This window comes from Streptomyces sp. ITFR-21, from assembly GCF_031844685.1.
In the GTDB taxonomy this organism is placed as follows: Bacteria; Actinomycetota; Actinomycetes; order Streptomycetales; family Streptomycetaceae; genus Actinacidiphila.
Genome location: NZ_CP134605.1, coordinates 1,056,868 through 1,082,500, shown reverse-complemented (window position 1 = coordinate 1,082,500; position 25,633 = coordinate 1,056,868). Strand labels below are relative to the sequence as shown.

The 25,633-nt window shown below is 73.7% G+C and carries 17 protein-coding genes, 2 rRNA genes and 1 pseudogene (1 of these 20 cut by a window edge); 16 read left to right on the top strand and 4 right to left on the bottom strand.

All coding sequences use genetic code 11. From position 1 onward, the window contains the following. Together RLT57_RS04870 and rrf are read left to right on the top strand one after the other, a co-directional pair. Positions 1-1,945: ribosomal RNA gene (locus RLT57_RS04870) — 23S ribosomal RNA — on the top strand; it begins 1,182 nt to the left of the window's first position. A 136-nt stretch (positions 1,946-2,081) separates the two neighbouring features. Continuing rightward, positions 2,082-2,198, top strand: a 5S ribosomal RNA gene (gene rrf / locus RLT57_RS04865). Positions 2,199-2,342: 144 nt separating this feature from the next. Here the strand turns inward: rrf and RLT57_RS04860 are convergent. Beyond that, positions 2,343-3,641: a hypothetical protein gene (locus RLT57_RS04860; protein ID WP_311300924.1), complete on the bottom strand. Its 1,299-nt coding sequence runs from the start codon at positions 3,639-3,641 to the stop codon at positions 2,343-2,345. Between the two features lie 18 nt (positions 3,642-3,659). Between RLT57_RS04860 and RLT57_RS04855 the strand changes: the two are divergent. Beyond that, a pseudogene (locus RLT57_RS04855) lies at positions 3,660-4,332 on the top strand (hypothetical protein); the annotation flags it as partial. A gap of 589 nt (positions 4,333-4,921) precedes the next feature. Here RLT57_RS04855 and RLT57_RS04850 read toward each other — a convergent pair. Further along, a complete protein-coding gene (locus tag RLT57_RS04850; RefSeq protein WP_311296121.1) occupies positions 4,922-6,208 on the bottom strand; it encodes a DUF1015 domain-containing protein in 1,287 nt (428 codons plus the stop codon). A 79-nt stretch (positions 6,209-6,287) separates the two neighbouring features. Between RLT57_RS04850 and RLT57_RS04845 the strand changes: the two genes are divergently transcribed. The 4 genes from RLT57_RS04845 (at position 6,288) to RLT57_RS04830 (ending at position 11,033) form a co-directional block, all read left to right on the top strand. Further along, on the top strand, positions 6,288-7,334 hold the full coding sequence (locus RLT57_RS04845; protein ID WP_311300575.1) for an HAD-IIA family hydrolase: 1,047 nt from the start codon (positions 6,288-6,290) through the stop codon (positions 7,332-7,334). A gap of 456 nt (positions 7,335-7,790) precedes the next feature. After that, entirely contained in the window at positions 7,791-8,822 is a 1,032-nt protein-coding gene (locus tag RLT57_RS04840) for a FecCD family ABC transporter permease (protein WP_311300574.1), read from the top strand. Between the two features lie 23 nt (positions 8,823-8,845). Beyond that, positions 8,846-9,955, top strand: a complete 1,110-nt coding sequence (locus RLT57_RS04835) for a FecCD family ABC transporter permease (protein WP_311296120.1) — start codon at positions 8,846-8,848, stop codon at positions 9,953-9,955. Between the two features lie 106 nt (positions 9,956-10,061). Beyond that, on the top strand, positions 10,062-11,033 hold the full coding sequence (locus tag RLT57_RS04830; protein WP_311296119.1) for an ABC transporter ATP-binding protein: 972 nt from the start codon (positions 10,062-10,064) through the stop codon (positions 11,031-11,033). Here RLT57_RS04830 and RLT57_RS04825 read toward each other — a convergent pair. Continuing rightward, positions 10,981-11,328: a sterol-binding protein gene (locus RLT57_RS04825; protein ID WP_311296118.1), complete on the bottom strand. Its 348-nt coding sequence runs from the start codon at positions 11,326-11,328 to the stop codon at positions 10,981-10,983. The two genes, RLT57_RS04830 and RLT57_RS04825, sit on opposite strands and share 53 nt — an antisense overlap. 131 nt (positions 11,329-11,459) lie before the next feature. Here RLT57_RS04825 and RLT57_RS04820 point away from each other — a divergent pair, with 131 nt between their 5' ends. From RLT57_RS04820 to RLT57_RS04795, 6 genes are all read left to right on the top strand, one after another. After that, a complete protein-coding gene (locus RLT57_RS04820) occupies positions 11,460-12,539 on the top strand; it encodes a histone (protein WP_311296117.1) in 1,080 nt (359 codons plus the stop codon). Positions 12,540-12,687: 148 nt separating this feature from the next. Further along, on the top strand, positions 12,688-12,816 hold the full coding sequence (locus RLT57_RS33245) for a hypothetical protein (RefSeq protein WP_399128048.1): 129 nt from the start codon (positions 12,688-12,690) through the stop codon (positions 12,814-12,816). Positions 12,817-12,823: 7 nt separating this feature from the next. Further along, the gene (locus tag RLT57_RS04810) at positions 12,824-13,630 is read left to right on the top strand and encodes a TlyA family RNA methyltransferase (RefSeq protein ID WP_311296115.1); all 807 of its coding nucleotides are present in this window, start codon (positions 12,824-12,826) and stop codon (positions 13,628-13,630) included. 2 nt (positions 13,631-13,632) lie between these two features. Then, a complete protein-coding gene (locus RLT57_RS04805; protein WP_311300573.1) occupies positions 13,633-14,550 on the top strand; it encodes an NAD kinase in 918 nt (305 codons plus the stop codon). Positions 14,551-14,801: 251 nt separating this feature from the next. Next, entirely contained in the window at positions 14,802-16,553 is a 1,752-nt protein-coding gene (recN, locus tag RLT57_RS04800) for a DNA repair protein RecN (RefSeq protein ID WP_311296114.1), read from the top strand. 272 nt (positions 16,554-16,825) lie between these two features. Further along, the gene (locus RLT57_RS04795) at positions 16,826-17,962 is read left to right on the top strand and encodes a glycosyltransferase family 4 protein (RefSeq protein WP_399128045.1); all 1,137 of its coding nucleotides are present in this window, start codon (positions 16,826-16,828) and stop codon (positions 17,960-17,962) included. Between the two features lie 3 nt (positions 17,963-17,965). Here RLT57_RS04795 and RLT57_RS04790 read toward each other — a convergent pair whose 3' ends face one another. After that, positions 17,966-19,810 (bottom strand): glycoside hydrolase family 15 protein, encoded by a 1,845-nt coding sequence (locus tag RLT57_RS04790; protein ID WP_311296113.1) that lies wholly within the window; start codon positions 19,808-19,810, stop codon positions 17,966-17,968. A gap of 537 nt (positions 19,811-20,347) precedes the next feature. Here RLT57_RS04790 and RLT57_RS04785 point away from each other — a divergent pair. From RLT57_RS04785 to RLT57_RS04775, 3 genes are all read left to right on the top strand, one after another. Next, the gene (locus tag RLT57_RS04785) at positions 20,348-22,000 is read left to right on the top strand and encodes a CTP synthase (protein ID WP_311296112.1); all 1,653 of its coding nucleotides are present in this window, start codon (positions 20,348-20,350) and stop codon (positions 21,998-22,000) included. 65 nt (positions 22,001-22,065) lie between these two features. Further along, the gene (locus RLT57_RS04780; protein ID WP_311296111.1) at positions 22,066-22,689 is read left to right on the top strand and encodes an NUDIX hydrolase; all 624 of its coding nucleotides are present in this window, start codon (positions 22,066-22,068) and stop codon (positions 22,687-22,689) included. Positions 22,690-23,093: 404 nt separating this feature from the next. After that, entirely contained in the window at positions 23,094-25,514 is a 2,421-nt protein-coding gene (locus RLT57_RS04775; RefSeq protein ID WP_311296110.1) for a tetratricopeptide repeat protein, read from the top strand. Positions 25,515-25,633: the final 119 nt, after the last annotated feature.

The following is a 25,633-nucleotide window of genomic DNA, read 5'->3' as shown; positions in this document are numbered from 1 at the left end:
CCTTGAAAGAGTGCGTAATAGCTCACTGGTCAAGTGATTCCGCGCCGACAATGTAGCGGGGCTCAAGCGTACCGCCGAAGTCGTGTCATTGCAGTATTGACTCCTAACGGGGGCTGTGATGGGTAGGGGAGCGTCGTGTGCCGGGTGAAGCTGCGCCGTAAGGCAGTGGTGGACGGTTCACGAGTGAGAATGCAGGCATGAGTAGCGATACAAGAGTGGGAAACTCTTGCGCCGATTGACTAAGGGTTCCTGGGTCAAGCTGATCTGCCCAGGGTAAGTCGGGACCTAAGGCGAGGCCGACAGGCGTAGTCGATGGACAACCGGTTGATATTCCGGTACCCGCTTTGGAACGCCCAGTACTGAGTCTTCTGATGCTAAGGCCGTGAAGCCGCCTGCTGAGTCTTCGGATGAGGTGGGAGTGGTGGAGCCGCTGGTCCAGGGAAGTAGTAGGTAAGCGATGGGGTGACGCAGGAAGGTAGTCCAGCCCGGGCGGTGGTTGTCCCGGGGTAAGGGTGTAGGGCGTTGCTCAGGTAAATCCGGGTGACATGTGTCTGAGACCTGATGCCGAGCCGATTGTGGTGAAGTGGATGATCCTATGCTGTCGAGAAAAGCCTCTAGCGAGTTTCATGGCGGCCCGTACCCTAAACCGACTCAGGTGGTCTGGTAGAGAATACCGAGGCGTTCGGGTGAACTATGGTTAAGGAACTCGGCAAAATGCCCCCGTAACTTCGGGAGAAGGGGGGCCATTTCTGGTGATCGCCCGTGCGGTGTGAGCTGGGGGTGGCCGCAGAGACCAGCGAGAAGCGACTGTTTACTAAAAACACAGGTCCGTGCGAAGCCGTAAGGCGATGTATACGGACTGACGCCTGCCCGGTGCTGGAACGTTAAGGGGACCGGTTAGTCGTGCCTTCGGGTGTGGCGAGGCTGAGAACTTAAGCGCCAGTAAACGGCGGTGGTAACTATAACCATCCTAAGGTAGCGAAATTCCTTGTCGGGTAAGTTCCGACCTGCACGAATGGCGTAACGACTTCTCGACTGTCTCAACCATAGGCCCGGTGAAATTGCACTACGAGTAAAGATGCTCGTTTCGCGCAGCAGGACGGAAAGACCCCGGGACCTTTACTATAGCTTGATATTGGTGTTCGGTTCGGCTTGTGTAGGATAGGTGGGAGACTGTGAAGTCGCGGCGCCAGCCGTGGTGGAGTCGTCGTTGAAATACCACTCTGGTCGTGCTGGATGTCTAACCTCGGTCCGTGATCCGGATCAGGGACAGTGTCTGGTGGGTAGTTTAACTGGGGCGGTTGCCTCCTAAAGGGTAACGGAGGCGCCCAAAGGTTCCCTCAGCCTGGTTGGTAATCAGGTGTTGAGTGTAAGTGCACAAGGGAGCTTGACTGCGAGACTGACGGGTCGAGCAGGTACGAAAGTAGGGACTAGTGATCCGGCGGTGGCTTGTGGAAGCGCCGTCGCTCAACGGATAAAAGGTACCCCGGGGATAACAGGCTGATCTTCCCCAAGAGTCCATATCGACGGGATGGTTTGGCACCTCGATGTCGGCTCGTCGCATCCTGGGGCTGGAGTCGGTCCCAAGGGTTGGGCTGTTCGCCCATTAAAGCGGTACGCGAGCTGGGTTTAGAACGTCGTGAGACAGTTCGGTCCCTATCCGCTGCGCGCGTTGGAGTCTTGAGAAGGGCTGTCCCTAGTACGAGAGGACCGGGACGGACGGACCTCTGGTGTGCCAGTTGTTCTGCCAAGGGCATGGCTGGTTGGCTACGTTCGGGAGGGATAACCGCTGAAAGCATCTAAGCGGGAAGCCTGCTTCGAGATGAGGGCTCCCACCCACGTGATGGGGTAAGGCTCCCAGTAGACGACTGGGTTGATAGGCCGGATGTGGAAGCCTTGTGAGGGGTGGAGCTGACCGGTACTAATAGGCCGAGGGCTTGTCCATGTGTGCTCGCGTCCACTGTTTGGTTCCCGGGTTGCGAACAGTCGCACCGGTTGAACCAGTTCACACAACTAAAAAGTGTGCTTGTTCGCTAGGACACTGTCGAAATCCCGTTGACTACGGGATGACCCGATAGCGTTTCGGTGGTCATAGCGTTAGGGAAACGCCCGGTTACATTCCGAACCCGGAAGCTAAGCCTTTCAGCGCCGATGGTACTGCAGGGGGGACCCTGTGGGAGAGTAGGACACCGCCGAACAATCTTTCTGGACCCTCGGTCCTGGCCTAAGCGCTGGGACCGGGGGTCCTTTTGTTTTCCCTCGATGCGCGATCTCCCGGACGATACGGGAGACTCGCACTACAGCAGCACGACCCGACAACAGGAGTCACGACGATGTCCAACTCACCCGAAGAACGACCCGAACGCCCCGCGCGTCCGGACTCGCGCGGCGGTGACCACCGCGGCGCCGATCGGCGTGACGACCGTCGTGACGACCGCCCCCGCGGCCCCCGCCGTGATGACGACCGTGGTGCCCCTCGTCGTGATGACCGTGGCGCCGGCGGCTTCCGCCGCGACGACCGTCCGAGGGACGGCCGCTCCGGCGGCGCTCCGCGGCGTGACGACCGGCCCAGTGGCGGGGGCTTCCGGCGTGACGACCGTCCCCGCTACGACCGTCCTGCCGGCAGCGCCGGCAACCGCCCGGTGGGTGGTGGCACCGGCGGTGGCTTCCGCCGGGACGACCGTCCCCGGGACGACCGTCCGCGCTTCGATCGGCCCAGGGACGACCGTGGCCGTGACGACCGGCCGAGTGGTCCGCGGCGGGATGACAACCGCGGCGGCGGGTTCCGTAGGGACGACCGCCCGACCGGCGGCAGTGGCTTCCGACGCGACGACCGCCCCCGCGACGACCGCTTCGGTGGCGCCCCGCGGCGTGACGACCGGCCCCGCTACGACCGTCCCGCCGGCAACCGCCCGCCGACCGGCGGCGGTGGCTTCCGGCGTGACGACCGTCCGCGTGAGGACAGGCCGCGTTACGAGCAGCGGGGCGACCGGCCGGATCGGCCGCGCGACGACCGCCCCCGCGACGACCGCCCGCGCTTCGATCGGCCCAGGGACGACCGTGGCCGTGACGACCGGCCGAGTGGCGGCGGTTTCCGGCGTGACGACCGCCCGACCGGCGGCAGTGGCTTCCGACGTGACGATCGTCCGCGTGAGGACAGGCCGCGTTACGAGCAGCGGGGCGACCGGCCGGATCGGCCGCGCGACGACCGCCCCCGCGACGACCGCCCGCGCTTCGATCGGCCCAGGGACGACCGTGGCCGTGACGACCGGCCGAGTGGCGGCGGTTTCCGGCGTGACGACCGCCCGACCGGCGGCAGTGGCTTCCGACGTGACGATCGTCCGCGTGAGGACAGGCCGCGTTACGAGCAGCGGGGCGACCGGCCGGATCGGCCGCGCGACGACCGCCCCCGCGACGACCGCCCGCGGTACGACCGGCCCAGGGACGACCGCCCGACCGGCGGCGGTTTCCGGCGTGACGACCGTCCGCGCGAGGACAGGCCGCGTTACGAGCAGCGGGACGACCGGCCGCGCGGGCCGCGTCGTGAGGGCGGCGGGGACCGGGACGGCCGGGACTTCGGCCGTCGGCCGGCGGTACAGGGACGCGGGCGGTTCGAGAACCGGGGCGGCCGTGACGAGCACCGCGACGACCGCGAGCCGATCAAGCGGCTGCCCATCCCCGACGAGGTGACCGGACAGGAGATCGACCCGAGCGTGCGGCAGGAGCTGATGAGCCTGCCGAAGACGCTCGCCGAGGATGTGTCGCGCAACCTGGTGATGGTCGCCCAGCTGCTGGACGAGGACCCGGAGCGGGCCTACGCCTACTCGCGGGTGGCGCTGCGGCTGGCGACGCGCGTCGCGGCCGTCCGGGAGGCGGCGGGCTTCGCGTCGTACGCCACCGAGCGGTACGCCGAGGCACTGGCGGAGTTCCGTACCTCCCGGCGGATGACCGGGACGGTGGACCTGTGGCCGGTCATGGCGGACTGCGAGCGCGGGCTCGGACGGCCGGAGCGGGCGCTGGAGATGGCCGGCGCGCCCGAGGTGCAGAAGCTGGACAAGGCCGGCCAGGTGGAGATGCGGCTGGTCGCGGCCGGCGCGCGGCAGGACATGGGCCAGGCCGAGGCGGCCGTGGTCACCCTGCAGAGCTCTGAGCTGGCGGCCAGCGCGGTGCACCCGTGGACCGCGCGGCTGCGGTACGCGTACGCCGACGCGCTGCTCGGGGTCGGCCGGGAGAACGAGGCCCGCGACTGGTTCGCCAAGGCGCTGGAAGCCGATCACAACGGCACCACGGATGCCTCCGACCGCCTCGCCCAGCTCGACGGCCTGCAGTTCGTCGACGTCGTGGAGGACGCCGCCGAGGACGGGGCGGACGAGGACGGAGCGGGCGGCGCCACCGGCACCGCGGCCACTCCCGGTGCCGACACCGGCCGGGTCGCCGAGCCGACTGACGACGCGACCGACGAGGACCTGGCCGCCGACGACTTCGACGAGGACGACGAAGAAGAAGACGAAGACGCCGAAGACGACGGCCTGGACGCTGAGGACATCGACGACGCGACCGGCGACGTACCCGCGGCACCCGCAGCCGCAGCCGCAGCCGAGGCCGGGGACGCCGACGACTTCGACGATGACGATGTGGAGGACGACGGGGACGACGACGCGGCGGATGACGAGAGCCCCGTTGTGGCGAAGCCCGAGTCGGCCGGCGAGCCCGCTCCCTCCTCCTTCCTCGACTCGCCCTTCCGCGAGCCCCCGAGCGACGACCGCGACGAGGACTGAGCCGAGGCCGGCCAGGACCAGGTCCGGGCGCGGGAACAGGGAACAGGGAACAGGGAACAGGGAACAGAAACACGAGCCGGGCAGTGGCCCGGCCGGCCGCCGGGGGCGGCACCCGCACACCGCGGGTGCCGCCCCCGGCGCTTTCACAGGTCCAGGCTGCGGATGACCAGGCCACCGGCCGGCTTGGGCCCGAAGGAGGTGGACTTGGGCGGCATCATCACGCCCTGCCGGGCCAGCTCCAGTACTACGTCTTCCCGTACCGGACTCAGCAGGACGGCGGTTCCGCCGTGCCGCTCGGCGAGTTCGACGGCTGAGGCGGCGTCATGGACGTAGCGGGCGTACCCGGGGGCGTCGGGAACCTGCCAGAGGCGGTCGAGCAGGAGGTGGTGGAGTACGGCGGCGTCGAGCCGGCGCCACAGCTCGGGCCGGTCGTGGGGCACGGCGGCGTCCAGCCGGTCAGGTCGCGGGCGGTCCAGCAGATGGAAGCCGTCGCCCGCCAGCAGGAAGGCGTTGCCGTCCGCCGCCGCCTCGGCCAGCGCGGCGAGCGCCCGGTCCAGCGGGCCGGCCAGGGCCCTGACCCGGAAGGCCTCCTGGACGGCGGCGAGGGCCACGGCGAGCGGGAGCCGCGGCAGCACGCGGTGGATGGCGCGTACCCGCGGTGGATGGCGGGCGGAGTCCACCAGCAGGACCAGGCCGTAGTCCCAGGGGCCGCCGGGGCGGTGCTCGGCCTGGAGGCGGCGGTAGGTGGCCCAGCGGTGGTGGCCGTCGGCGATCATGGCCCGACGGGTCGCCAGGTCGCCCTGGACCGAGGCCAGGTCGGCGGGGCCGGTGAGCGCCCACAGGCGGTGGCGTACGCCGTCCTCGGTGGTGGTGGTCAGCAGCGGCGGGGTGCCGGCGGCCGTCCGCTCGATGACGCGGGCGGTCCGGCCGCCGTCGCGGTAGACGAGCAGCAGCGGCTCGAGGTTGGCCCTGGTGGCGCGCATCAGGGCGGCGCGGTCGGCGACCGGCCCCTCCATCACGTCCTCGTGCGGCAGTACCACGCCGTTTTCGGGCGGGCTGAGCCGCAGCGCGCCGATGACACCGCGCTGCGGGCGGTCGCCGTCGAGCTGTTCGTAGATGTAGAGCGCCGGGCGCGGATCGGCGGCGAGCACGCCGTCCGCGCGCCACTCGGCGAGCGTCCGCGCCGCCTTGCGGTGCTGCTCGGCCGCGGTGGGGGCCTCCGGCAGGATCAGCCGCACCAGGTTGTACGGGTCCGCGGTCTCCAGCCGCCGCTGCTCGCCGGGCCGCACCACGACGTCGTACGGCGGCGCCGTGACCGCGGCGAGGCTGCTGACGCGTTCCGGCACGTAGCGCAGGCCGCGGAAGGGTTCCAGGCGCAGACCGCGCTCGGGGCCGGGGCGCGCGGGGCGGTCGGTGCCGGAGGTGCTCATCAGCGCATGCTACGTCGTGTGCCCACCGGGCATGAGGGATGATCGAGCCATCGACACCACGACGAGGAGCGAGCCCGCCATGACCCAGCGGACCAGGCCGGACGGCAGCGAACGACCGCTCGACACCGCGTACGACACCGCGTTGCTCGATCTCGACGGGGTGGTCTACGCGGGCGGGGACGCCATCGCGCACGCGGTGGAGTCCCTGGCTGCGGCCGGCGGGCACGGCATGCGGCTGGCGTACGTCACCAACAACGCGTCCCGTACCCCGCAGACCGTCGCCGAGCACCTGACCCGGCTGGGCGTGCCGGCCGGCGCCGAGGACGTGATCACCTCCGCGCAGGCGGTGGCCCGGCTGATCGCCGGTCAGGTGCCGGCCGGGGCGAAGGTGTTGGCGGTCGGCGGGGAGGGGCTGATCGAGGCGCTGCGGGAACGCGGCCTGGTGCCGGTCGAGTCGGTGGCGGACGGGCCGGTGGCGGCCGTGCAGGGGTTCTCGCCGCAGCTGCGGTGGGCGCAGCTCACGGAGATGGTGTACGCGGTGAACGCCGGTGTGCCGTGGTTCGCGTCCAACACGGATCTGACGATCCCCAGCGCGCGGGGCATCGCGCCGGGCAACGGGGCGGCGGTGGAGGTGGTCCGGATCGCGACCGGGGCGCGTCCGCAGGTCGCGGGGAAGCCGCAGCCCCCCATGCACCGGGAGACGGTGATCAGGACCGGGGCGAAGCGGCCGCTGGTGGTGGGGGACCGGCTCGACACGGACATCGAGGGGGCGGACGCGGGGGGTGTCGACTCGCTGCTGGTCCTCACCGGGGTGAGCACGGCCCGGCAGCTGCTGGCCGCCGAGCCGAAGCACCGGCCGACCTATGTGGCCGCGGACCTGCGGGGGTTGCTGGTGGCGCATCCGCCGGTCGGGGAGGCGGCGGGCGGGTTCACGTGCGGGGGATGGACGGCTTCGGCCGCGCCCGACGCGCTCGCGCTGGAGGGGGACGGCGAAGCGCTCGACGGACTGCGGGCATTGTGCGCCGCGGCCTGGACGGCGGCCGGCGACGGCACCTGCTCCCTGGACCCGGGCAAGGCGCTGGCCCGGCTGAGCCTGGACGGCGTGACGGTGGCGGGCGGCGGCTGACGGTGGCGGGCGGCGGCTGACGGTGGCGGATGGCGGCGGGCGGTGGCGGATGGCGGCGGATGGCGGCGGGCGGTGGCGGATGGCGGCGGATGGCGGGCGGCGGGCGGCGGCGGATGGCGAGGGGGACTGGGAGGTGCCCCTGCTGGCCGGCCTGCTGCCTGCCGCGTGAACCGTGCGGTTCGGTGGGCGGCGGCGGGCCCTTCGCCGGTCCGGGCCGCCCCCCGCCCGTCGCCGCCCGCGGCCGGCCCGCTCCGGTGTGTCCGGCGCGGTCGCGGGATGTCGCCCGCGAGGACGGGCGGGACGTTCCCGGCACAGGTGCGGAACGGGAAGTACGGGCGGATACCGCTCTGTTCGGGGGCGCGACGGCGAGGTTAGGCTAACCTTATCTCTGTGTCGGTCGACCAGGACTTCCCGCCCGCGCCCGCGTCCGCGCCCGCGCCTTCGCCTGCCCCGGACCTGCCGCCGGCCACCGCCGCACCCGGCGGCAGCGTCGCCAGGGCGAACGCCGGACGAACCGCCGGACTGCTGCTGGCCGTCGGGCTCCTCGCGCTCGTCACCCTCGCGAGTCTCGCGCTGGGCGCCAAGGAGATCCCGCTCGGGCAGGTGTGGCACGGCCTGTTCCACTACGCCGGGACCGACGACGACGTGGTGGTCCGCGGGCTCCGGCTGCCGCGTACACTGCTCGGCCTGCTGGCCGGCGCCGCCCTGGGCGTGGCCGGCGCCGCCATGCAGGCCCTGACCCGCAACCCGCTCGCCGACCCAGGACTGCTCGGCGTCAACGCCGGCGCCGCCGCGGCGGTGGTCTCCGCGATCAGCTTCTTCGGCGTCACGTCCGTGACCGGCTCCGTGTGGTTCGCGCTGGGCGGTGCCGCCGCCGTGTCCGCGCTGGTCTACGCCGTCGGCGGCAGCCGGTCCGCCACGCCGGTACGGCTCGCGCTGGCCGGCACCGCGATCACCGCGCTGCTCCAGGGCTACACCAACGCCGTCCAGCTCACCGACCGGGTGGCCCTGGACCGGATGCGGTTCTGGCAGGTCGGCTCGCTGGCCGCCGCCGACATGGCGACCGTCCGGGACGTGGCGCCGTTCATCGCGGCCGGCGCGGTCCTGGCGCTGGCCGCCGCCCGGCCGCTCAACGCGGTGGCACTCGGCGACGACACCGCCCGCGGCCTCGGCGCCCAGCTGACCCGTACCAGGGTGCTGGTGATGCTGGCCGTCACGCTGCTGTGCGGCGCCGCGACCGCCGCCTGCGGGCCGATCGTCTTCGTCGGGCTGATGGTGCCGCACGTGGTCCGCGGCATCACCGGGCCCGACATGCGCTGGATCCTGCCCTACGCGGCCGTGCTGTCCCCGGTGCTGCTGCTCACCGCCGACGTGGTGGGGCGGCTGGTCACCCGGCCGGGCGAACTCCAGGTCGGCATCGTCACGGCGGTGCTCGGCGGGCCCGTCTTCGTCGTGCTCGTCCGGCGCCGGAAGATGGCGGAGCTGTGAGCCCCGCCGCGAAGGAGGCCGCCATGGCGGGTGCCGACGCCGGCGACGGCGACGCCGGGGCCGTGGGCCCCGGCGGGAGAGGCGGCCCGCGCGAGGGCGCTCCCGGGAAGGGCGTGCTGCGCACCGGCGGCGTCTCGGTACGCGTCGACCGGCGGGCCCTGCTGGTGTGCGCGCTGCTGCTCGTCGCCGCGCTGGCCGTGGCCGTCGTACTGATCGGCACCGGCGACTACCGGATCGCGCCGCCGGACGTCCTGCGTACGCTGACCGGGCACGGCGACGCCGGGCAGGACTTCGTCGTCCGCCAACTGCGGCTGCCCCGGGCCGTGGTGGGGCTGCTGGTCGGCGCCGCGCTCGGCATGGCGGGCGCGGCCTTCCAGACCGTCGCCCGCAACCCGCTGGGCAGCCCCGACGTGGTGGGGTTCGGACAGGGCTCGGCTGTCGGCGCGCTGATCGTGATCGTGCTGTTCAAGGGCCCCTCGTACGAGGTGTCGGTCGGCGCCGTTGTCGGCGGGCTGCTCACCGGCCTGGCCGTCTACCTGCTGGCCTGGAAACGCGGGGTGCACGGCTACCGCCTGGTGCTGGTCGGGATCGGCGCCTCCGCCGTGCTCGCCGCCGTCAACAGCTACCTGCTGGTCAGGGCGGACTTCGTGGACGCGGCCCGCGCGGTGGTCTGGATCACCGGGTCGCTCGACGGCCGCGAGTGGGGCCAGGTGTGGCCGCTGCTGGGCGTCTGCGCGGTGCTCATGCCGGTGCTGCTGCTCCAGGGGCCGGCGCTGCGGATCACCGAGATGGGTGACGACGCGGCCAGCGCGCTGGGCGTACGGGTGGAGCGCACCCGGCTGGTCACGGTGCTCGCGGCGGTGCTGCTCACCGCCGCGGCCACCGCCGCGGCCGGGCCGATCTCCTTCGTCGCGCTCACCGCGCCGCAACTCGCCCGCCGCCTGACCCGGTCGCCCGGCGTCGGCCTGCTGCCGGCCGCGCTGATGGGCGCCGCTCTGCTGGTGGCCGCCGACTGGGCCGCGCAGCGCGCCTTCGGCTCCGGGCAGGTGCCGGTGGGGGTGTCCACCGGAGTACTGGGCGGCGGCTATCTGCTGTGGCTGCTGGTCACCGAACGCCGGGCCGGCCGGATATGAGCCGGGCGCCGGGACGGCGTACCGACAGCACGAGACGACGAGACGACGAGACGACGAGACGACGAGACGACGTGCCGACAAGACGGCAGAACCCGTGGAGTACCGCATGACCCGTGTCCGCACCGACAAGTCGACCGACCCGGCTCCCGGCGGTTCCGCCCCTCCGGCCGCCGCCGCTCAGGGCACGGCCGCTCCGGGCGCCGCCGCGGCCGCTCCCGCCGACGCGCCGCCTGGCCGCCGGCTGCGCGCCGAAGCCGTCACCCTCGCCTACGACCGGCGGGTGGTCGCCGAGGACCTGTCGGTGGCGATCCCCGACCACTCCTTCACCGTCATCGTCGGCCCCAACGCCTGCGGCAAGTCGACCCTGCTGCGGGCGCTGTCCCGGCTGCTCAAGCCCGCCCGGGGCCATGTCCTGCTCGACGGGCAGGCGATCGGCTCGCTGCCGGCGAAGGCGGTGGCCAGGACGCTCGGCCTGCTGCCGCAGAGCTCGGTCGCGCCCGACGGCATCACCGTCTCCGGGCTGGTCGCCCGCGGCCGCTACCCGCACCAGGGGCTGCTGCGGCAGTGGTCCGCGCAGGATGAGCGGATCGTCGACGAGTCCATGGCGGCGACCGGGGTGGCCGCGCTCGCCGATCGCTATGTCGACGAACTGTCCGGCGGCCAGCGGCAACGGGTCTGGATCGCCATGGCGCTGGCCCAGCAGACCCCGCTGCTGCTGCTGGACGAACCGACCACGTTCCTCGACATCCAGCACCAGATCGACGTACTCGACCTGTGTGCGGAACTGCATGAGCGCGGTGGCCGCACCCTGGTGGCGGTACTGCACGACCTCAACCAGGCCGCGCGCTACGCCACCCACCTGATCGCCATGCGCGACGGCCGGGTCGAGGCGCAGGGCCCGCCCGCCGAGATCATCACCGCCGAACTGGTACAGCGGGTCTTCGGGGTGCGCTGCCGGATCATCGAGGACCCGGAGACCGGCACCCCGCTGGTGGTGCCGGCCGCACGCCGGGCGCCGGTGGTCCCTACAGCAGCGAGCGCAGCCGCAGCACGTCCCGCAGGCTCGCCCGCACCGTGACCCGCCCGCTGCTCCACGCACGGGCGAAGCTGAGCCGGCCGCCGACCATCGCCAGCAGGTCGTCGCCGGTCATCGCCAGCCGGATCTGGGCCTTGTCGGCCGGCGTGCCCGCCACGGTCGTCACGTCCTGGATCCGGCCGCCGGCCAGCCGGCCCACGAAGGTGGTGTCCAGATCCGTGATGCGGCAGCTCAGCGACCGGTCCAGCGCGGTCGCCGAGCGCACGTCGCCCTCGGCCCCGGCGATGCTCGCCGAGAACCGGTCGAGTGCGGCACGGCACTGCTCAACGGTGGCCATCGGCGCGGTGTCCCCCCGGTCTCACGGTACGTCCGGACGAAGGTACCGCAGGACCGGTGAGCGGGGCCGGGGGGCCGGAAGCGGTAGCGTCGTGAGCACATGCGTCAACGGCGAGGCGAGGAGTGTGAGCGATGCGGGACGCGCTGCGTACCTGTCTGCAGATCGCGGGCGGCCTGACCGAGGCCACCCGGCGCCGTACGGTCGATGCGGCCAGGGACCTGCTGGACCAGGCGGGAATCGATGTCGGCGGCCTCCAGCAGCGGATCGGGTCGGCCATCCCGCCCGAGGTGCAGGCCCTCGCCGACGAGTTGCGGGCTTCCGGCCGGGCCAACCGCGACCTGCTGCTCGGGCTGATCCGCGACGAGGTCGACAAGACCATGGGCCGGGTCGGCCGGATCGCCGACGAGGTGACGAAGGTCGGTGTCGTCCTGGAGACCCTGGAGCGCCGGATCCGCAACCTGGAGGGCCACGGGGAGCCCGCCCCGGGCGCCGGTGCCCCCTCCGGCCCCGGCACCGCCCCGAAGGTCGAGCACGTGACCGTGGAGCCGGAACCGGCCCCCGCGGACGAGGGCGCGGCCGGCGCCGGGAAGCGGGCCGCGGCCGGGACGGCTCCCGCGAAGCCCGCGCCCGCCCCCGCGCCCGCCCCTGCGAAGAAGGCCGCCGCGGCCCGGAAGGGCGCGGCCGGGAAGACGGCCGCCACGCGCAAGGCCGCTGCTTCCGGCGCCGCTTCGGGCACGACCAGGACCACGGTCGGCGCGAAGAAGGCGGCGACCACCCGTAGGGCGGCCCCGACCGGGAAGGCGCCGGCCGCCGGGGACGCCGCCGAGCCGCCCGCCGCCCCGGCGAGGAGGACCGCGCCGGCGAGGAAGGCGCCGCAGGCGGAAAAGGCCGTGCCCGCGGGGAAGTCCGCGCCAGCGAAGCGCGTGAAGACCGCCCCGGCCGCCCCCGCCCCCACCCCCGCCAAGACGGCAAAGTCGACCCCGCCAACCAAGTCGACCCCGCCAACCAAGACCGCCAAGACCGCCGAGTCGACCCCGCCCGCCAAGACCCCCAGAAACGCCAGGACCGCCAAGTCCGCGGCGAAGAAGGCGGCTCCGCCGGCCGGTACCGCCAACCCGGCCCGTACCACGGTCGCCGGGAAGACGGCCCCGGCCAGGAAGGTCCCCGTCCCCAGGCCGTCCCCGCAGGCTCCGGGGGCCGACGGTGAGTGAGGGGCCGGCCGACCGGTCCTACGGGACCGCGCCGGGGACGGCGGCCCCTGACCGCGGCGCCGCCGCGGCCCCCGCCCCCGCCCCCGTGCCCGGCCCGGCGGAACCGACGCCGCTGGGAGTCGTCGTGGGCGCGACGGGGAATGCTGAGGTGGACGCCGCGGTTGTGCGGCTCGGCGACGCGGACGAGTTGCCGACCCAGGGGCACATCGAGGTCTACGAGGATGTGCACCGCCAACTGCGGGACGCGCTCACCGCGCTGGACGAGAACAGGGGCTGAACCGTACGTGGCACGACGCCGACTCGACGCTGAGCTGGTGCGCCGGAACCTCGCGCGCTCCCGGGAGCACGCGACCCAGTTGATCACCGCCGGCCGGGTCACCGTGGCCGGCGCCACCGCGACCAAGGCGGCCACGCAGGTGGAGACCAGCGCCCCCGTCCTGGTGGCCGAGGCCGCCGGCGAACCCGAGTACGTGTCGCGCGGCGGGCACAAACTCGCCGGGGCGCTCGCCGCGTTCACCCCCCGCGGGCTGGCCGTCGCCGGCCGCCGGGCGCTGGACGCGGGCGCCTCCACCGGCGGTTTCACCGACGTCCTGCTGCGGGCCGGCGCCGCCGAGGTCGTCGCGGTCGACGTCGGATACGGACAACTCGCCTGGTCGCTGCGCAGCGACGACCGGGTGACCGTACTGGACCGCACGAACGTACGGGAGCTGACGCCCGACATGATCGGCGACCGGCCGGCCGATCTGGTGGTCGGCGACCTGTCGTTCATCCCGCTCGGGCTGGTGCTGCCCGCCCTGGTGCGCTGCGCCGCGCCCGACGCGGACCTGGTGCTGATGGTCAAACCGCAGTTCGAGGTCGGCAGGGAGCGCCTCGGCAGCGGCGGGGTGGTGCGCAGCGCCCGGCTGCGCGCCGAGAGCGTCCGCAAGGTCGCGGAACAGGGCGCCGGCCTCGGCCTCGGCGTCCTCGGGGTGACCGCGAGCCCACTGCCCGGCCCGTCCGGGAACGTGGAGTATTTCCTGTGGCTGCGGACCGGGGCGCCCGCGCTGGACCCGGCCGACGTCGACCGTGCTGTGGCAGAGGGGCCCCGGTGACCATGTCGTCCGCGAAGAGCGAAACCCAGGACCGTACCGTCTTCCTGCTCACCCACACCGGGCGCGAGGCGGCCATCCGCAGCGCCGTGCGGGTGGTCGACGGGCTGCTGGGCAGCGGTATCGGCGTACGGCTGCTGGAGGACGAGGCCGCCGACCTGCCGCTGCCCGCCGGCGTGGAGCTGGTCGGCGAGATCGGCCCCGGCTCCGTACAGGGCTGTGAGCTGATCATCGTGCTGGGCGGCGACGGGACCCTGCTGCGGGGCGCCGAGTTCGCCCGCGCCTCCGGGGTCCCGATGCTCGGCGTCAACCTCGGCCGGGTCGGTTTCCTCGCCGAGGCCGAGCGGGACGACCTTGACAAGGTCGTGGACCGGGTGGTCACCCGCGCGTACGAGGTCGAGGAGCGAATGACCCTCGACGTACTGGTCCGCAACGGCGGCCACATCGTGCACACCGACTGGGCGATGAACGAGGCGTCGGTGGAGAAGGCGTCCCGCGAGCGGATGCTGGAGGTCGTCACCGAGGTCGACGGCCGACCGGTCTCCCGGTTCGGCGGCGACGGGGTGGTCTGCGCGACCCCCACCGGCTCGACCGCGTACGCGTTCTCGGCCGGCGGCCCGGTGGTCTGGCCCGAGGTGGAGGCGCTCCTCATGGTGCCGATCAGCGCGCACGCGCTGTTCGCCAGGCCGCTGGTCACCTCGCCGCGCTCGGTGCTCGCCGTCGAGGTGCAGCCCCAGACACCGCACGGCGTGCTGTGGTGCGACGGCCGCCGGACGGTGGAACTGCCCGCCGGCGCCCGGGTCGAGGTACGGCGCGGCGCGGTCCCGGTCAAGCTGGCCCGGCTGCACCACGCCTCCTTCACCGACCGGCTGGTGGCGAAGTTCGCCCTGCCCGTCGCGGGCTGGCGGGGCGCTCCGCACTAGGGCAGGCCGGGTGGATCCGCGCGGATCGGGGAGCGGGGTCCCATGCGTTGCGGCCGCGAGGCCGAGGAGGGGAGGCGGTGTGGTGTGTCGTCGACCGGCGGGAACGCCGCAGGCGTGCGGGCGGGCCCCGCGACGCCGCGCAGATCCACCCGGCAAACCCTAGGCGGCGGCCGGACGCGCACCGCGTACGGCCCGGTCGCCCGGCGGGGGCACGCGGGGACGCCCGTCGCGCGGGGGGCGGCAAACCTCGTATGGTCGTATCCGTGTTGGAGGAAATGCGGATCCGGTCGCTGGGAGTCATCGAGGACGCCGTGGTGGAACTGTCACCCGGCTTCACCGCTGTCACCGGCGAGACCGGCGCGGGCAAGACCATGGTCGTCACCAGCCTCGGCCTGCTGCTCGGCGGCCGGGCCGACCCGGCGCTGGTCCGGATCGGCGCCAAGCAGGCGGTCGTCGAGGGCCGGCTGACGATGGACCCGGCGGCGCGCGCCGCGGTCCGCGCCGCCGAGGCCGGCGCCGAGCTGGACGACGGCGAGCTGCTGATCAGCCGGACGGTGTCGGCCGAGGGCCGGTCCCGGGCGTACGTCGCCGGCCGTACCGTCCCGGTCGGGCTGCTCGGCGAACTCGCCGACGACCTGGTGGCCGTGCACGGGCAGACCGACCAGCAGGGCCTGCTGCGGCCCGCCCGGCAGCGCGAGGCGCTGGACCGGTACGCGGGCGAGGCGGTGTCCGTGCCGCTGGCGAAGTACGCGTCGGCGTACCGGCGGCTGCGGGAGGTAGCCGCGGAACTGGCGGAGCTGACCACCCGGGCCAGGGAACGCGCCCAGGAGGCGGACCTGCTGCGGTTCGGCGTCGAGGAGGTCTCCGCGGCCGGGCCGCTGCCCGGCGAGGACCTGGAGCTGGCCGCCGAGGCGGAGCGGCTCGGGCACGCAGAAGGGCTGGCCGCCGCCGCGGCCATCGCGCACGCCGCCCTCGCCGGGAACCCCGAGGACCCCGAAGGGGTGGACGCGGGCACCCTGGTGGCCGGCGCGCAGCGCGCGCTCGACGCGGTGAGCGGGCACGACCCGGTGCTGTCGGCGCTGGCCGCGCGGCTCGGCGAGGTCGGCATCCTGCTCGGCGACGTGGCCGGCGACCTGGCCGGCTACGCCGACGACCTGGACGCTGACCCGCTGCGGCTGGCCGCGGTCGAGGAACGCCGGGCGGTGCTCGCGCACCTGGTGCGCAAGTACGCCGAGGACATCGACGGGGTGCTGGCCTGGGCCGCGAGGAGCGCCACCCGGCTGGCCGAACTCGAAGGCGACGACGACCGGATCGCCGGGCTGGCCGCCGAACGCGATGTGCTGCGCGATGAGCTGAGCGGCCTGGCCCAGGGCCTCACCGACGCCCGCGAGGAGGCGGCGGAGCGCTTCGCCGCGGCCGTCACCGCGGAACTGGCGGAGCTGGCCATGCCGCACGCCCGGGTCACGGTGGCCATCCGGCAGACGGAGAGCGCCGACCCCGAGGCGGGGGTGGACGTCGGCGGCCGGGCGGTGCTGTACGGGCCGACCGGGGCCGACGAGGTGGAGCTGCTGCTGGCGCCGCACCCCGGTTCGCCGCCCCGGCCGATCGCCAAGGGCGCATCGGGGGGCGAGCTGTCCCGGGTGATGCTGGCGGTCGAGGTGGTCTTCGCCGGCTCCGACCCGGTACCGACCTACCTCTTCGACGAGGTCGACGCCGGTGTCGGCGGCAAGGCGGCGGTGGAGGTCGGGCGGCGCCTGGCCCGGCTGGCGCGTACCGCGCAGGTCGTCGTCGTCACCCATCTGCCGCAGGTGGCGGCCTTCGCCGACCGGCAGCTGCTGGTCGAGAAGACGAACGACGGGTCGGTGACGCGCAGCGGGGTCACCGTCCTGGAAGGCGAGGCGCGGGTGCGGGAGCTGTCCCGGATGCTCGCCGGCCTGGAGGACTCCGAACTGGGCCGCGCCCACGCCGAGGAGCTGCTGGCCGCCGCGAAGGCCGCGCGCTGACCCGGCGCGGAGCCCCGCGCGGCGGGCCGCTTCCCTTCGGGCGCCCTCCCGGGCCGGGCGGCGCGCCTCGCCGGCCGGCGCAACTCGGTGGCGGTGGAACTCGGTGGCGGTGGAACGTATCGCGGCTGCGGCACGTTTGAACTGCGACGGGCGGCGTACCCGTGTGGGTGAGCCCCGGACCGGGAGAGCGGGTCAGGGCTGGCATCCTTGAAAGGTCGCCGAGACGCCCGCACCCCTTACCGTCATGGACCGAGTCAGGAGCGCTACCCCGCGTGAGCAGCACCTCGCACCCCGTCCAGGGGCCGCTGCACGCCGTGCACGTGCTGAGTACGGTGGCGGGCGCCCACGTCAACTCGCTGGCCGGCGGCCTGGTCGCCCGCGGTGTCCAGGTCACCGTGTGCGGACCCGCCGCCATTGAGGCCGACTACGGCTTCGCCGGCGCCGGTGCCCGCTTCGTCCCGCTGGCCGTCGGCCGCCACCCGGCCGCCGACGCGCCCGCGATCGGCACCCTGCGGGCGGTGTGCGCCGGCGCGGGCGTGGTGCACGCTCACGGGCTGCGCGCCGGACTGCTGGCCGCCCTCGCGCTCGGCGGGCGCCGCATCCCGCTCGTGGTCACCTGGCACGGCGGCGACGCCCCCGCCGACGACGGCCGGATGCTGCGCTGGCTGGAACGGCGGGCGCTCCGCGGCGCCACCGTGGTCCTCGGGGTCTCCTCCGACCTGGTGGACCGGGCCCGCGGCCACGGCGCCCGCGACGTCCGGCTGGCGCCCGTCGGCGTACCGCGTCCGGTCCCGGGACCGCCGCGGCCGCCGGCCGACGGAGAGCGCCGCCGGCAGAAGACCCGGGCGGAGTTCGGCGCGGTCGACCGGCCGCTGCTGCTCAGCGTCGGGCGGCTGGAACCCGGCAAGGGCTACGGCGTGCTGCTCGACGCCGCCGCCCGCTGGGCCGGCCTCGCCCCGCGACCGCTGGTCGCCATCGCCGGCGAGGGACCGGAACGCGCCGCCCTGGAACGGCGGATCGAGGCCGAACGGCTGCCGGTGCTGCTGCTCGGCCGCCGCGCCGACGTCCCCCGGCTGCTGTCCGCGGCCGACCTGGTGATCCTGCCCAGCCGCTGGGAGGCCAGGTCGCTGATCGCGCAGGAGGCACTGCACGCCGGAGTCCCCCTGGTCGCCACCGACGTCGGCGGCACCCGCGAACTCGTCGGCGACGCCGCCGTCCTGGTCCCTTACGCTGACGCCGCCGCGCTGGCCGAAGCGGTCACCGCACTGCTCGGCGACCCGGGCCGCCGTACCGCCCTCACCGCGGCCGGCCGCGCCCAGGCCGCCACTTGGGCCACCGAGGATGACACGGTGGCCCAAGTTCTCAGCGTCTACGACGAGTTGACCCAGTCCCAGACACAGACCCGATGACGCTCAGGCCCGGAACGCCCCGGCGGCGGTCAGCCGCAGCGCGGTGTCGATCAGCGGCACATGGCTGAACGCCTGCGGGAAGTTGCCCACCTGGCGCTGCCGGCGCGGGTCCCACTCCTCCGCGAGCAGGCCCAGGTCGGTGCGCAGCGCCAGCAGCTTCTCGAACAGCCGCCGCGCCTCCTCCACCCGGCCGATCATCGCCAGGTCGTCCGCCAGCCAGAACGAGCAGGCCAGGAAGGCCCCTTCGTCGCCGGGCAGCCCGTCCAGGTTCTCGTCACCGGTGGACGCCGCCGAGGTCGGGTAGCGCATCACGAAGCCGTCCTCGGTGGACAGCTCCCGCTGGATCGCCTCGATGGTGCCGATCACCCGCTTGTCGTCCGGCGGCAGGAAGCCCATCTGCGGGATCAGCAGCAGCGACGCGTCCAGCTCACGGGAGCCGTACGACTGGGTGAAGGTGTTGCGCTCCCGGTCGTAGCCCTTCTCGCACACGTCGTAGTGGATGTCCTCGCGCAGCTCCTTGAGCCGCTCCAGCGGGCCGTCCACCTCACCGGACTCGATCAGCTTCACCGTGCGGTCGACGGCCACCCACGCCATCACCTTGGAGTGCACGAAGTGGCGGCGCGGTCCGCGCACCTCCCAGATGCCCTCGTCCGGTTCGTTCCAGTGCTTCTCCAGATAGCGGATCAGCTTCAGCTGCAGGATGCTCGCGTAGTCGTTGCGGGCCAGCCCGGTCATATGGGCCAGGTGCAGCGCCTCGGTCACCTCGCCGTACACGTCCAACTGGAGCTGGTGCGCGGCCCCGTTGCCGATCCTGACCGGCGCGGAGCCCTCGTATCCGGGCAGCCAGTGCAGCTCGTTCTCGCCCAGCTCGCGCTCGCCGGCGATGCCGTACATGATCTGCAGGTTCTCCGGGTCGCCGGCCACCGCCCGCAGCAGCCACTCCCGCCAGGCGCGGGCCTCGTCCCGGTAGCCGGTGCGCAGCAGCGAGGACAGCGTGATCGCCGCGTCCCGCAGCCACGTGAAGCGGTAGTCCCAGTTACGCACTCCGCCGATGTCCTCCGGCAGGGACGTCGTGGGCGCGGCCACGATCCCGCCGGTCGGCGCGTAGGTGAGCGCTTTCAAAGTGATGAGCGAACGTACGACCGCCTCCCGGTAGGGACCGGTGTACGTACACTGCTCGACCCACTCCCGCCAGAAGTCCTCGGTGTTGGCCAGCGCCACGTCGGGCTCCGGCAGCGAGGGCTGCGGCTTGTGCGAGGGCTCCCAGCTGATGGTGAAGGACAGCCGGTCCCCGGGGGCGACGGTGAACTCCGAGTAGGTGGTCAGGTTCTCGCCGTAGGTGTCCACCTCGGTGTCCAGCCAGACCGAGTCCGGCCCGGCCACCGCCACCGTACGGTCGCCCACCTTGTGCACCCACGGCGTGACCTGCCCGTAGGCGAACCGCATCCGCAGGCTGGAGCACATCGGCACCCGGCCGCGGACCCCCTCCACGATCCGGACCAGCTGCGGCGCGCCGTCCCGGGGCGGCATGAAGTCGATCACCCGGACGGTGCCGCGGGCGGTGTCCCACTCCGACTCCAGGACGAGCGAATCGCCCCGGTACCGGCGGCGGGTGGCCGTCGGCGGCTCGGCGCCGGCGGGATGGGCGGGGCCCAGCCGCCAGAAACCGTGCTCGTCGGTGCCGAGCAGACCGGCGAACACCGCCGGAGAGTCGAACCGCGGCAGGCACAGCCAGTCGACCGTCCCGTCGTCGCAGACCAGGGCGGCGGTCTGCATATCACCGATGAGTGCGTAGTCCTCGATACGCCCGGCCACGTGCAACTCCAGTCGAACACGGCGCCGCCCCACTGGGACGGTCGGTATGGGGGAACAAGACACCTCAGGTCCGGAGCCGTTCCGGTCTGGATCTGCGGTGCGATCTGTTCTGGATCTATGACGGATCTATGACGAGCTCGGTGATCCGGAAGAGGGCAAGGGATGGTGCCGTGCCGGTCTGCTCGCTGCTCGCGCAATGCGTTCGAGCAGAATACGTCTTCGCGACGGCCGGTGTGCGCCTCTCGGCGATCTTCGCTCCGCCGGACGGGTGGACCCGGGACACCTTGCCGACAAATGAACGTAACCGTTTGCGAACACAACCCCGGTCGGGGGCGCGTCGGCGCCGCTGTGCCGCGGCACAGCATTCCCACGAGTCCCGCACACGACCGCCACAGCCCCGGCGAGCAGCGGGAAGTCCCCGCTGGCACGTGCCGTCGGGAAGGGCGGCACGGCGGCGCTGTTACCCTGGTAGCCCGTGGGCCGGTGGGTTGAACCACTGAACCGCCGCGACGGCGCTCCCAGGTACGAACGCCGTTTCGACCCTCACCTCGCGACCACGGGAGCCCTCCGTTGGCAATTGCGCCGAAACCCACCACCACCAAGCACATCTTCGTCACCGGTGGCGTGGCCTCCTCGCTCGGCAAGGGGCTCACCGCCTCCAGCCTCGGCGCCCTGCTCAAGGCGCGCGGCCTGCGGGTCACCATGCAGAAGCTCGACCCGTACCTCAACGTGGACCCGGGCACCATGAACCCGTTCCAGCACGGTGAGGTGTTCGTCACCGACGACGGCGCCGAGACCGACCTCGACATCGGCCACTACGAGCGCTTCCTGGACGTGAACCTGGCCGGCTCGGCCAACGTCACCACCGGGCAGATCTACTCCTCGGTGATCGCCAAGGAGCGGCGCGGCGAGTACCTGGGCGACACCGTGCAGGTCATCCCGCACATCACCAACGAGATCAAGTCCCGGATCCGGCGGATGGCCACCGACGACGTGGACGTGGTGATCACCGAGGTCGGCGGCACCGTCGGCGACATCGAGTCGCTGCCGTTCCTGGAGTCCGTACGGCAGGTGCGGCACGAGGTCGGCCGCGACAACGTCTTCGTGGTGCACATCTCGCTGCTGCCCTACATCGGCCCCTCCGGCGAGCTGAAGACCAAGCCCACCCAGCACTCGGTCGCCGCGCTGCGCAGCATCGGCATCCAGCCCGACGCGATCGTGCTGCGCGCCGACCGCCCGGTGCCGAACGCGATCAAACGCAAGATCTCGCTGATGTGCGACGTGGACGAGGACGCGGTGGTCGCCGCGATCGACGCGCCGTCCATCTACGACATCCCCAAGGTGCTGCACACCGAGGGCCTGGACGCGTACGTCGTCCGGCGTCTGGACCTGCCGTTCCGCGACGTGGACTGGACCCAGTGGGACGACCTGCTCCGGCGGGTCCACCAGCCCGCGCACGAGGTGACGGTCGCGCTGGTCGGCAAGTACATCGACCTGCCCGACGCCTATCTGTCGGTCACCGAGGCGCTACGGGCCGGCGGCTTCGCCAACAACGCCAAGGTGCACATCAAGTGGGTCACCTCCGACGACTGCAAGACCCCGGCGGGCGCGGCGGCGCAGCTCGCCGGCGTCGACGCGATCTGCGTGCCCGGCGGCTTCGGCGACCGCGGTGTGGAGGGCAAGGTGATGGCCGTGACCTTCGCCCGGGAGAACCGCGTCCCGCTGCTGGGCCTGTGTCTGGGCCTGCAGTGCATCGTCATCGAGGCGGCCCGCAACCTGGCCGGCATCGCCGACGCCAACTCCACCGAGTTCGACCCGGCCACCGCCCACCCGGTGATCTCCACCATGGCCGAACAGCTCGACATCGTCGACGGCAAGGGCGACCTCGGCGGCACCATGCGGCTGGGCACCTACCCCGCCAAGCTCGCCGAGGGCTCGATCGTCCGCGCGGTCTACGGCGACCAGGGCTACGTCGAGGAGCGGCACCGGCACCGCTACGAGGTCAACAACGCCTACCGGGCCGAACTGGAGAAGGTCGGCATCGTCTTCTCGGGCACCTCGCCGGACAACAAGCTGGTGGAGTACGTGGAGTACCCGCGCGAGACCCACCCCTACCTGGTCGCCACCCAGGCGCACCCCGAGCTGAAGTCGCGGCCCACCCGCCCGCACCCGCTGTTCGCCGGGCTGGTCGCGGCGGCGGTGGCGGCGCGGCAGAGCCGGTGACCGGCCCCCGCCGGCCCTCGCGACGCTCCCTGTTCGTTCCCCCGACGGATTCCGGAAGGCGCACCATGCTCCAGGACACCCCCCAGGAGTGGCAGGTCACGGCCACCTCCACGCCGTTCACCGGCAAGAAGACCGGCGTCCGCACCGACGAGGTGGTCATGCCGGGCGGCGCCACCGCCAGCCGCGACTACCAGGTCCACCCCGGTTCCGTCGCCGTCCTCGCGCTGGACGGCGACGGCCGCGTCCTGGTGATCAAGCAGTACCGGCACCCGGTCCGGCACCGGCTCTGGGAGATCCCGGCCGGACTGCTCGACGTGCCGGGCGAGAACCCGCTGCACGCGGCCCAGCGCGAGCTGTACGAGGAGGCGCACGTCAAGGCGGGCGACTGGCGGGTGCTGGTCGACGTGTACAGCTCGCCCGGCGGTTCGGACGAGGCGGTACGGATCTTCCTCGCGCGGGACGTCACCGACGCGGACGGCGAGCGGTTCGAGGCCTTCGACGAGGAGGCCGACATGGAGCACACCCGGGTCCCGCTGGCCGAACTGGTGCGCGGGGTGCTGGCCGGGGACCTGCACAACAACGCCCTGGTCTCCGGGGTGCTGGCGCTGTCCGCCGCGCTGGCCGGCGACGGGCTGGACGCGCTGCGCCCGGCGGAGGCGCCGTGGCCGGCCCGGCCGTTCACCGGGTGAGCCGTCCGGCCCGCCGGCGGAGGGGACCGGTTCACGGTGCGGGCCGCGCGGTTCGCCGGGGAAGGCGGCCGGAGCGCCGGGCGGGTCGCCGCCGGGCTGCCGCGCGTGCGGCGGCCGGCGTCCTACGCGGCGGCGGCGCGGGTCGGCCACCGCGGGGACATTGCGCTTGCGACGGTCCGGCCACCGCGCGCGGCGCCCGGCGGACCGCGCGCGGCGCCCCGACCACCGCGTGCGGAACCGGCACCCGTCCGGAAACCGGGATGTTGATGATCCGATGGAGTGATCATTGACCCCGTCGGCCGCGTCGGCCCCGGGGGTGGGGGGCGCCGGGTGAACTAGGCTCTGCGCACGCCCTCACGCAGGTGGGGCGGCGACGACCACCCCACCCAGCCGGGAGCGTGCCCGTGACGGACCAGGCGCTCGATCCGCCTCCGGCGCCGGCCGGCGACGCACCGGCCGGCCCGCCCGCAGCGCGGCCGGCCCCTTCCGGCCCGGCGCCCGCGCCCGCGGCGCACCCCCTGCTGCCGGGCTCCCTTCCCCCCGGCGCCCCCCGCTTCGTCGGCCGCGACCGGGAGCTGGCCGAACTGCGCGCCGAGATCACCCGCCCCGGCCTCGGCGCGGACCGCCACCAGCACGGCGAGCGCGCCCGGGTCCTGCTCGTGGTGGGCCGCCCCGGCGTCGGCAGGACCGCCGTCGCCCTCCACCTCGCCCGGCAGCTGGCTCCCCGCTACCCGGACGGCCGGATCTTCCTCCGCCTCACCGACGACGACGGCAACCCGGTCCCGGCGGCCCGGACCGTACAGGCGCTGCTGCGGGCCCTCGCGGCGCGCGGAGCCCGCCCCGGCCCGGACGGGGCCGTCCGGGCCGGCGGTGCGGCGGAGCCGGACGCCGCCGCGCTCCGGAAGGCGTTCGCCGGGCGCCGGATACTGCTGGTGCTGGACGACGTGGTGCACGCGGGACAGCTCGACGGGGTGCTGCCCGAGGCCGCGGGGAGCCTGGTGGTGGCCACCTCCGGCGGTCCGCTGGCCGGGGTGCCCGATGTCCGGCCGAGCACGCTGGGCGGGCTGGACGAGGCGTCGGCGGTCGCGCTGCTCGGGCACGCGGTGGGCGGGACCCGGATCACCAATGATCCCCGGGGCGCCGAGTCGCTGGCGCAGGAGGCGGCGGGGCATCCGACCGCGCTCCGCCTGGTGGGCGCGTGGCTCGCCGCCCGGCCGCGGCTGTCCCTGTCCGAGGCCGCCGCGCGGCTGCGGTCCGCGTCCGACAGGGTCTTCCCGGCCGCACGGGCCGTCGACGGCCTGGCGCCGCCGGACCTGGTGGCGAAGGACACCGCCGAGGGGCCCGCGCGCCTGGCCGGGGGCCGGCCGGCTTTTGGACAGCGGCCGGCCCAGGGCAGGACCGGCGGGCCGCTGCCGGCCGCCGGCCGGGCCCCGGACGCCGTGTCCCCGCAAGCCGTCGCCAGGGTCAGGGCCGGCGCCCCCGCGCCCGGCGCGGCCGGGCCCGCCGCTGCCGCTCGCGGTGCCGCCAAGGGCCGAGCGGTCTTCCCTTCCGCCGCCGACACGGTGGACGCCGCCGACCTGCGGTCGGCCGCGACCCCGCGTGAGCTCGTCCGGGCCTTCCGGCTGGTGTACGAAGCGCTGCCGGACACCGCCGCCCGGATACTGCGGCTGCTGGCGGTCGCCCCCGCGGGCCTGGTGGACGCCCAGTCCGCCTCCGCGCTGGCCGGCTGCTCCGTCCCGGCCGCGCAGAGCACACTGGACGACTTCGTGACGGGCGGTCTGCTCACCGGCGTGCCCGAGGAGGGGCGCTACCGGCTTCCCGGCTGCCTGGAGCCGCTGCTGTGGGGACTGGTGGAAAGCCGGGACCGCCCCGAGGACGTACGGCTGGCGCGGGCCAGGATGCTGGAGCGGACGGTACGCCTGCTGGCGTCGTGCCGGACCGCGCTGGGCGGCGAGGAGCCGGCCGACGGACTGCCCCGCACCCTGCGCTTCGCGTCGCCCGCGGTCGCGGCCGGCTGGCTGGCCTCCCGGCTGCCCGGCCTGATGGCCGCCGCGCGGCTGGCGGTGGCCGACGGCGAGCTCGACACGCTGGCCCGCCGCCTGCTGGCCGGCCTGGTCCGGGCGCTCGCCGCGGCCCCCGCGGCGCTCCCGGCGTCCGCCGAACGGTATGAACTGCACCACCTGGTCCTGGGCGTCGCCGAGCGCCGCGGCCTGCACCGGGAGAAGGCCGCCGCGCTGATCAACCTGGCCGACCTGGACGCCGAGGCCGGGCGGCCCTGGGACGCGGCGGACAAGTACCGGCGGGCGCTGGACGCGGCGCGGGCCGGCGGCGACACCGAGGCCGAGGGCCGGGTCCTGGAAGCGCTCGGCGCCACCTACCTCGCCCAGCAGGACCTGCCGCGCGCCTGCGACTGGTTCGGCCGCGCGCTGGCCCTGCGGCAGGCCCGCGGCGAACTGCCGCACCAGGCAAGGCTGCACGCCAGGATCGGCGCGGTGCTGACGTACCTGGGCCGCTACGGGCCCGCGCTGCGCGAGTGGCGCGCCGCGGTCGGCGTCCACCGGCGGCTCGCCGACCTGCCCGCGCAGGCCCGCGCGCTGGCCGAGGTGGCCCATGTCCAGGAGTACGCCGGCCATCCCGAGGACGCGCTGCGCACCTGCCGTGACGCACTGTACTGGGCCCGGCGGGCCGGCGAGCGGCGGCTGGAGGCGGCGGTGCTGCTGCGGCTGGCCGACGCGCTCGACCGGCTCGGCGACCCGGGCGGCGCCGAGCTCCAACGCGCCGCCGCCCGGCGGCTGTTGCGTCCTGGCGAGGCCCCGGTCCTCTGAGCCGGGCCCGACGACCCCGGCCCGGTCCACCGCCAGCCTACGAAACTGCCAATGCCTCCGGCCGACCCCACCACTTTGTAAGGTTCGACAGCTTCTCTTCCTTCACTAGACTGGCGCGG

Excerpts from the sequence above, each read along its gene's own strand:
- RLT57_RS04850 (WP_311296121.1), bottom strand. The coding sequence starts at position 6,208 with ATGAGCACCTCCGGCACCGACCGCCCCGCGCGCCCCGGCCCCGAGCGC.
- RLT57_RS04845 (WP_311300575.1), top strand. The coding sequence starts at position 6,288 with ATGACCCAGCGGACCAGGCCGGACGGCAGCGAACGACCGCTCGACACC.
- RLT57_RS04835 (WP_311296120.1), top strand. The coding sequence starts at position 8,846 with ATGGCGGGTGCCGACGCCGGCGACGGCGACGCCGGGGCCGTGGGCCCC.
- RLT57_RS04830 (WP_311296119.1), top strand. The coding sequence starts at position 10,062 with ATGACCCGTGTCCGCACCGACAAGTCGACCGACCCGGCTCCCGGCGGT.
- RLT57_RS04825 (WP_311296118.1), bottom strand. The coding sequence starts at position 11,328 with ATGGCCACCGTTGAGCAGTGCCGTGCCGCACTCGACCGGTTCTCGGCG.
- RLT57_RS04820 (WP_311296117.1), top strand. The coding sequence starts at position 11,460 with ATGCGGGACGCGCTGCGTACCTGTCTGCAGATCGCGGGCGGCCTGACC.
- RLT57_RS04805 (WP_311300573.1), top strand. The coding sequence starts at position 13,633 with ATGTCGTCCGCGAAGAGCGAAACCCAGGACCGTACCGTCTTCCTGCTC.
- recN (WP_311296114.1), top strand. The coding sequence starts at position 14,802 with ATGGTCGTATCCGTGTTGGAGGAAATGCGGATCCGGTCGCTGGGAGTC.
- RLT57_RS04780 (WP_311296111.1), top strand. The coding sequence starts at position 22,066 with ATGCTCCAGGACACCCCCCAGGAGTGGCAGGTCACGGCCACCTCCACG.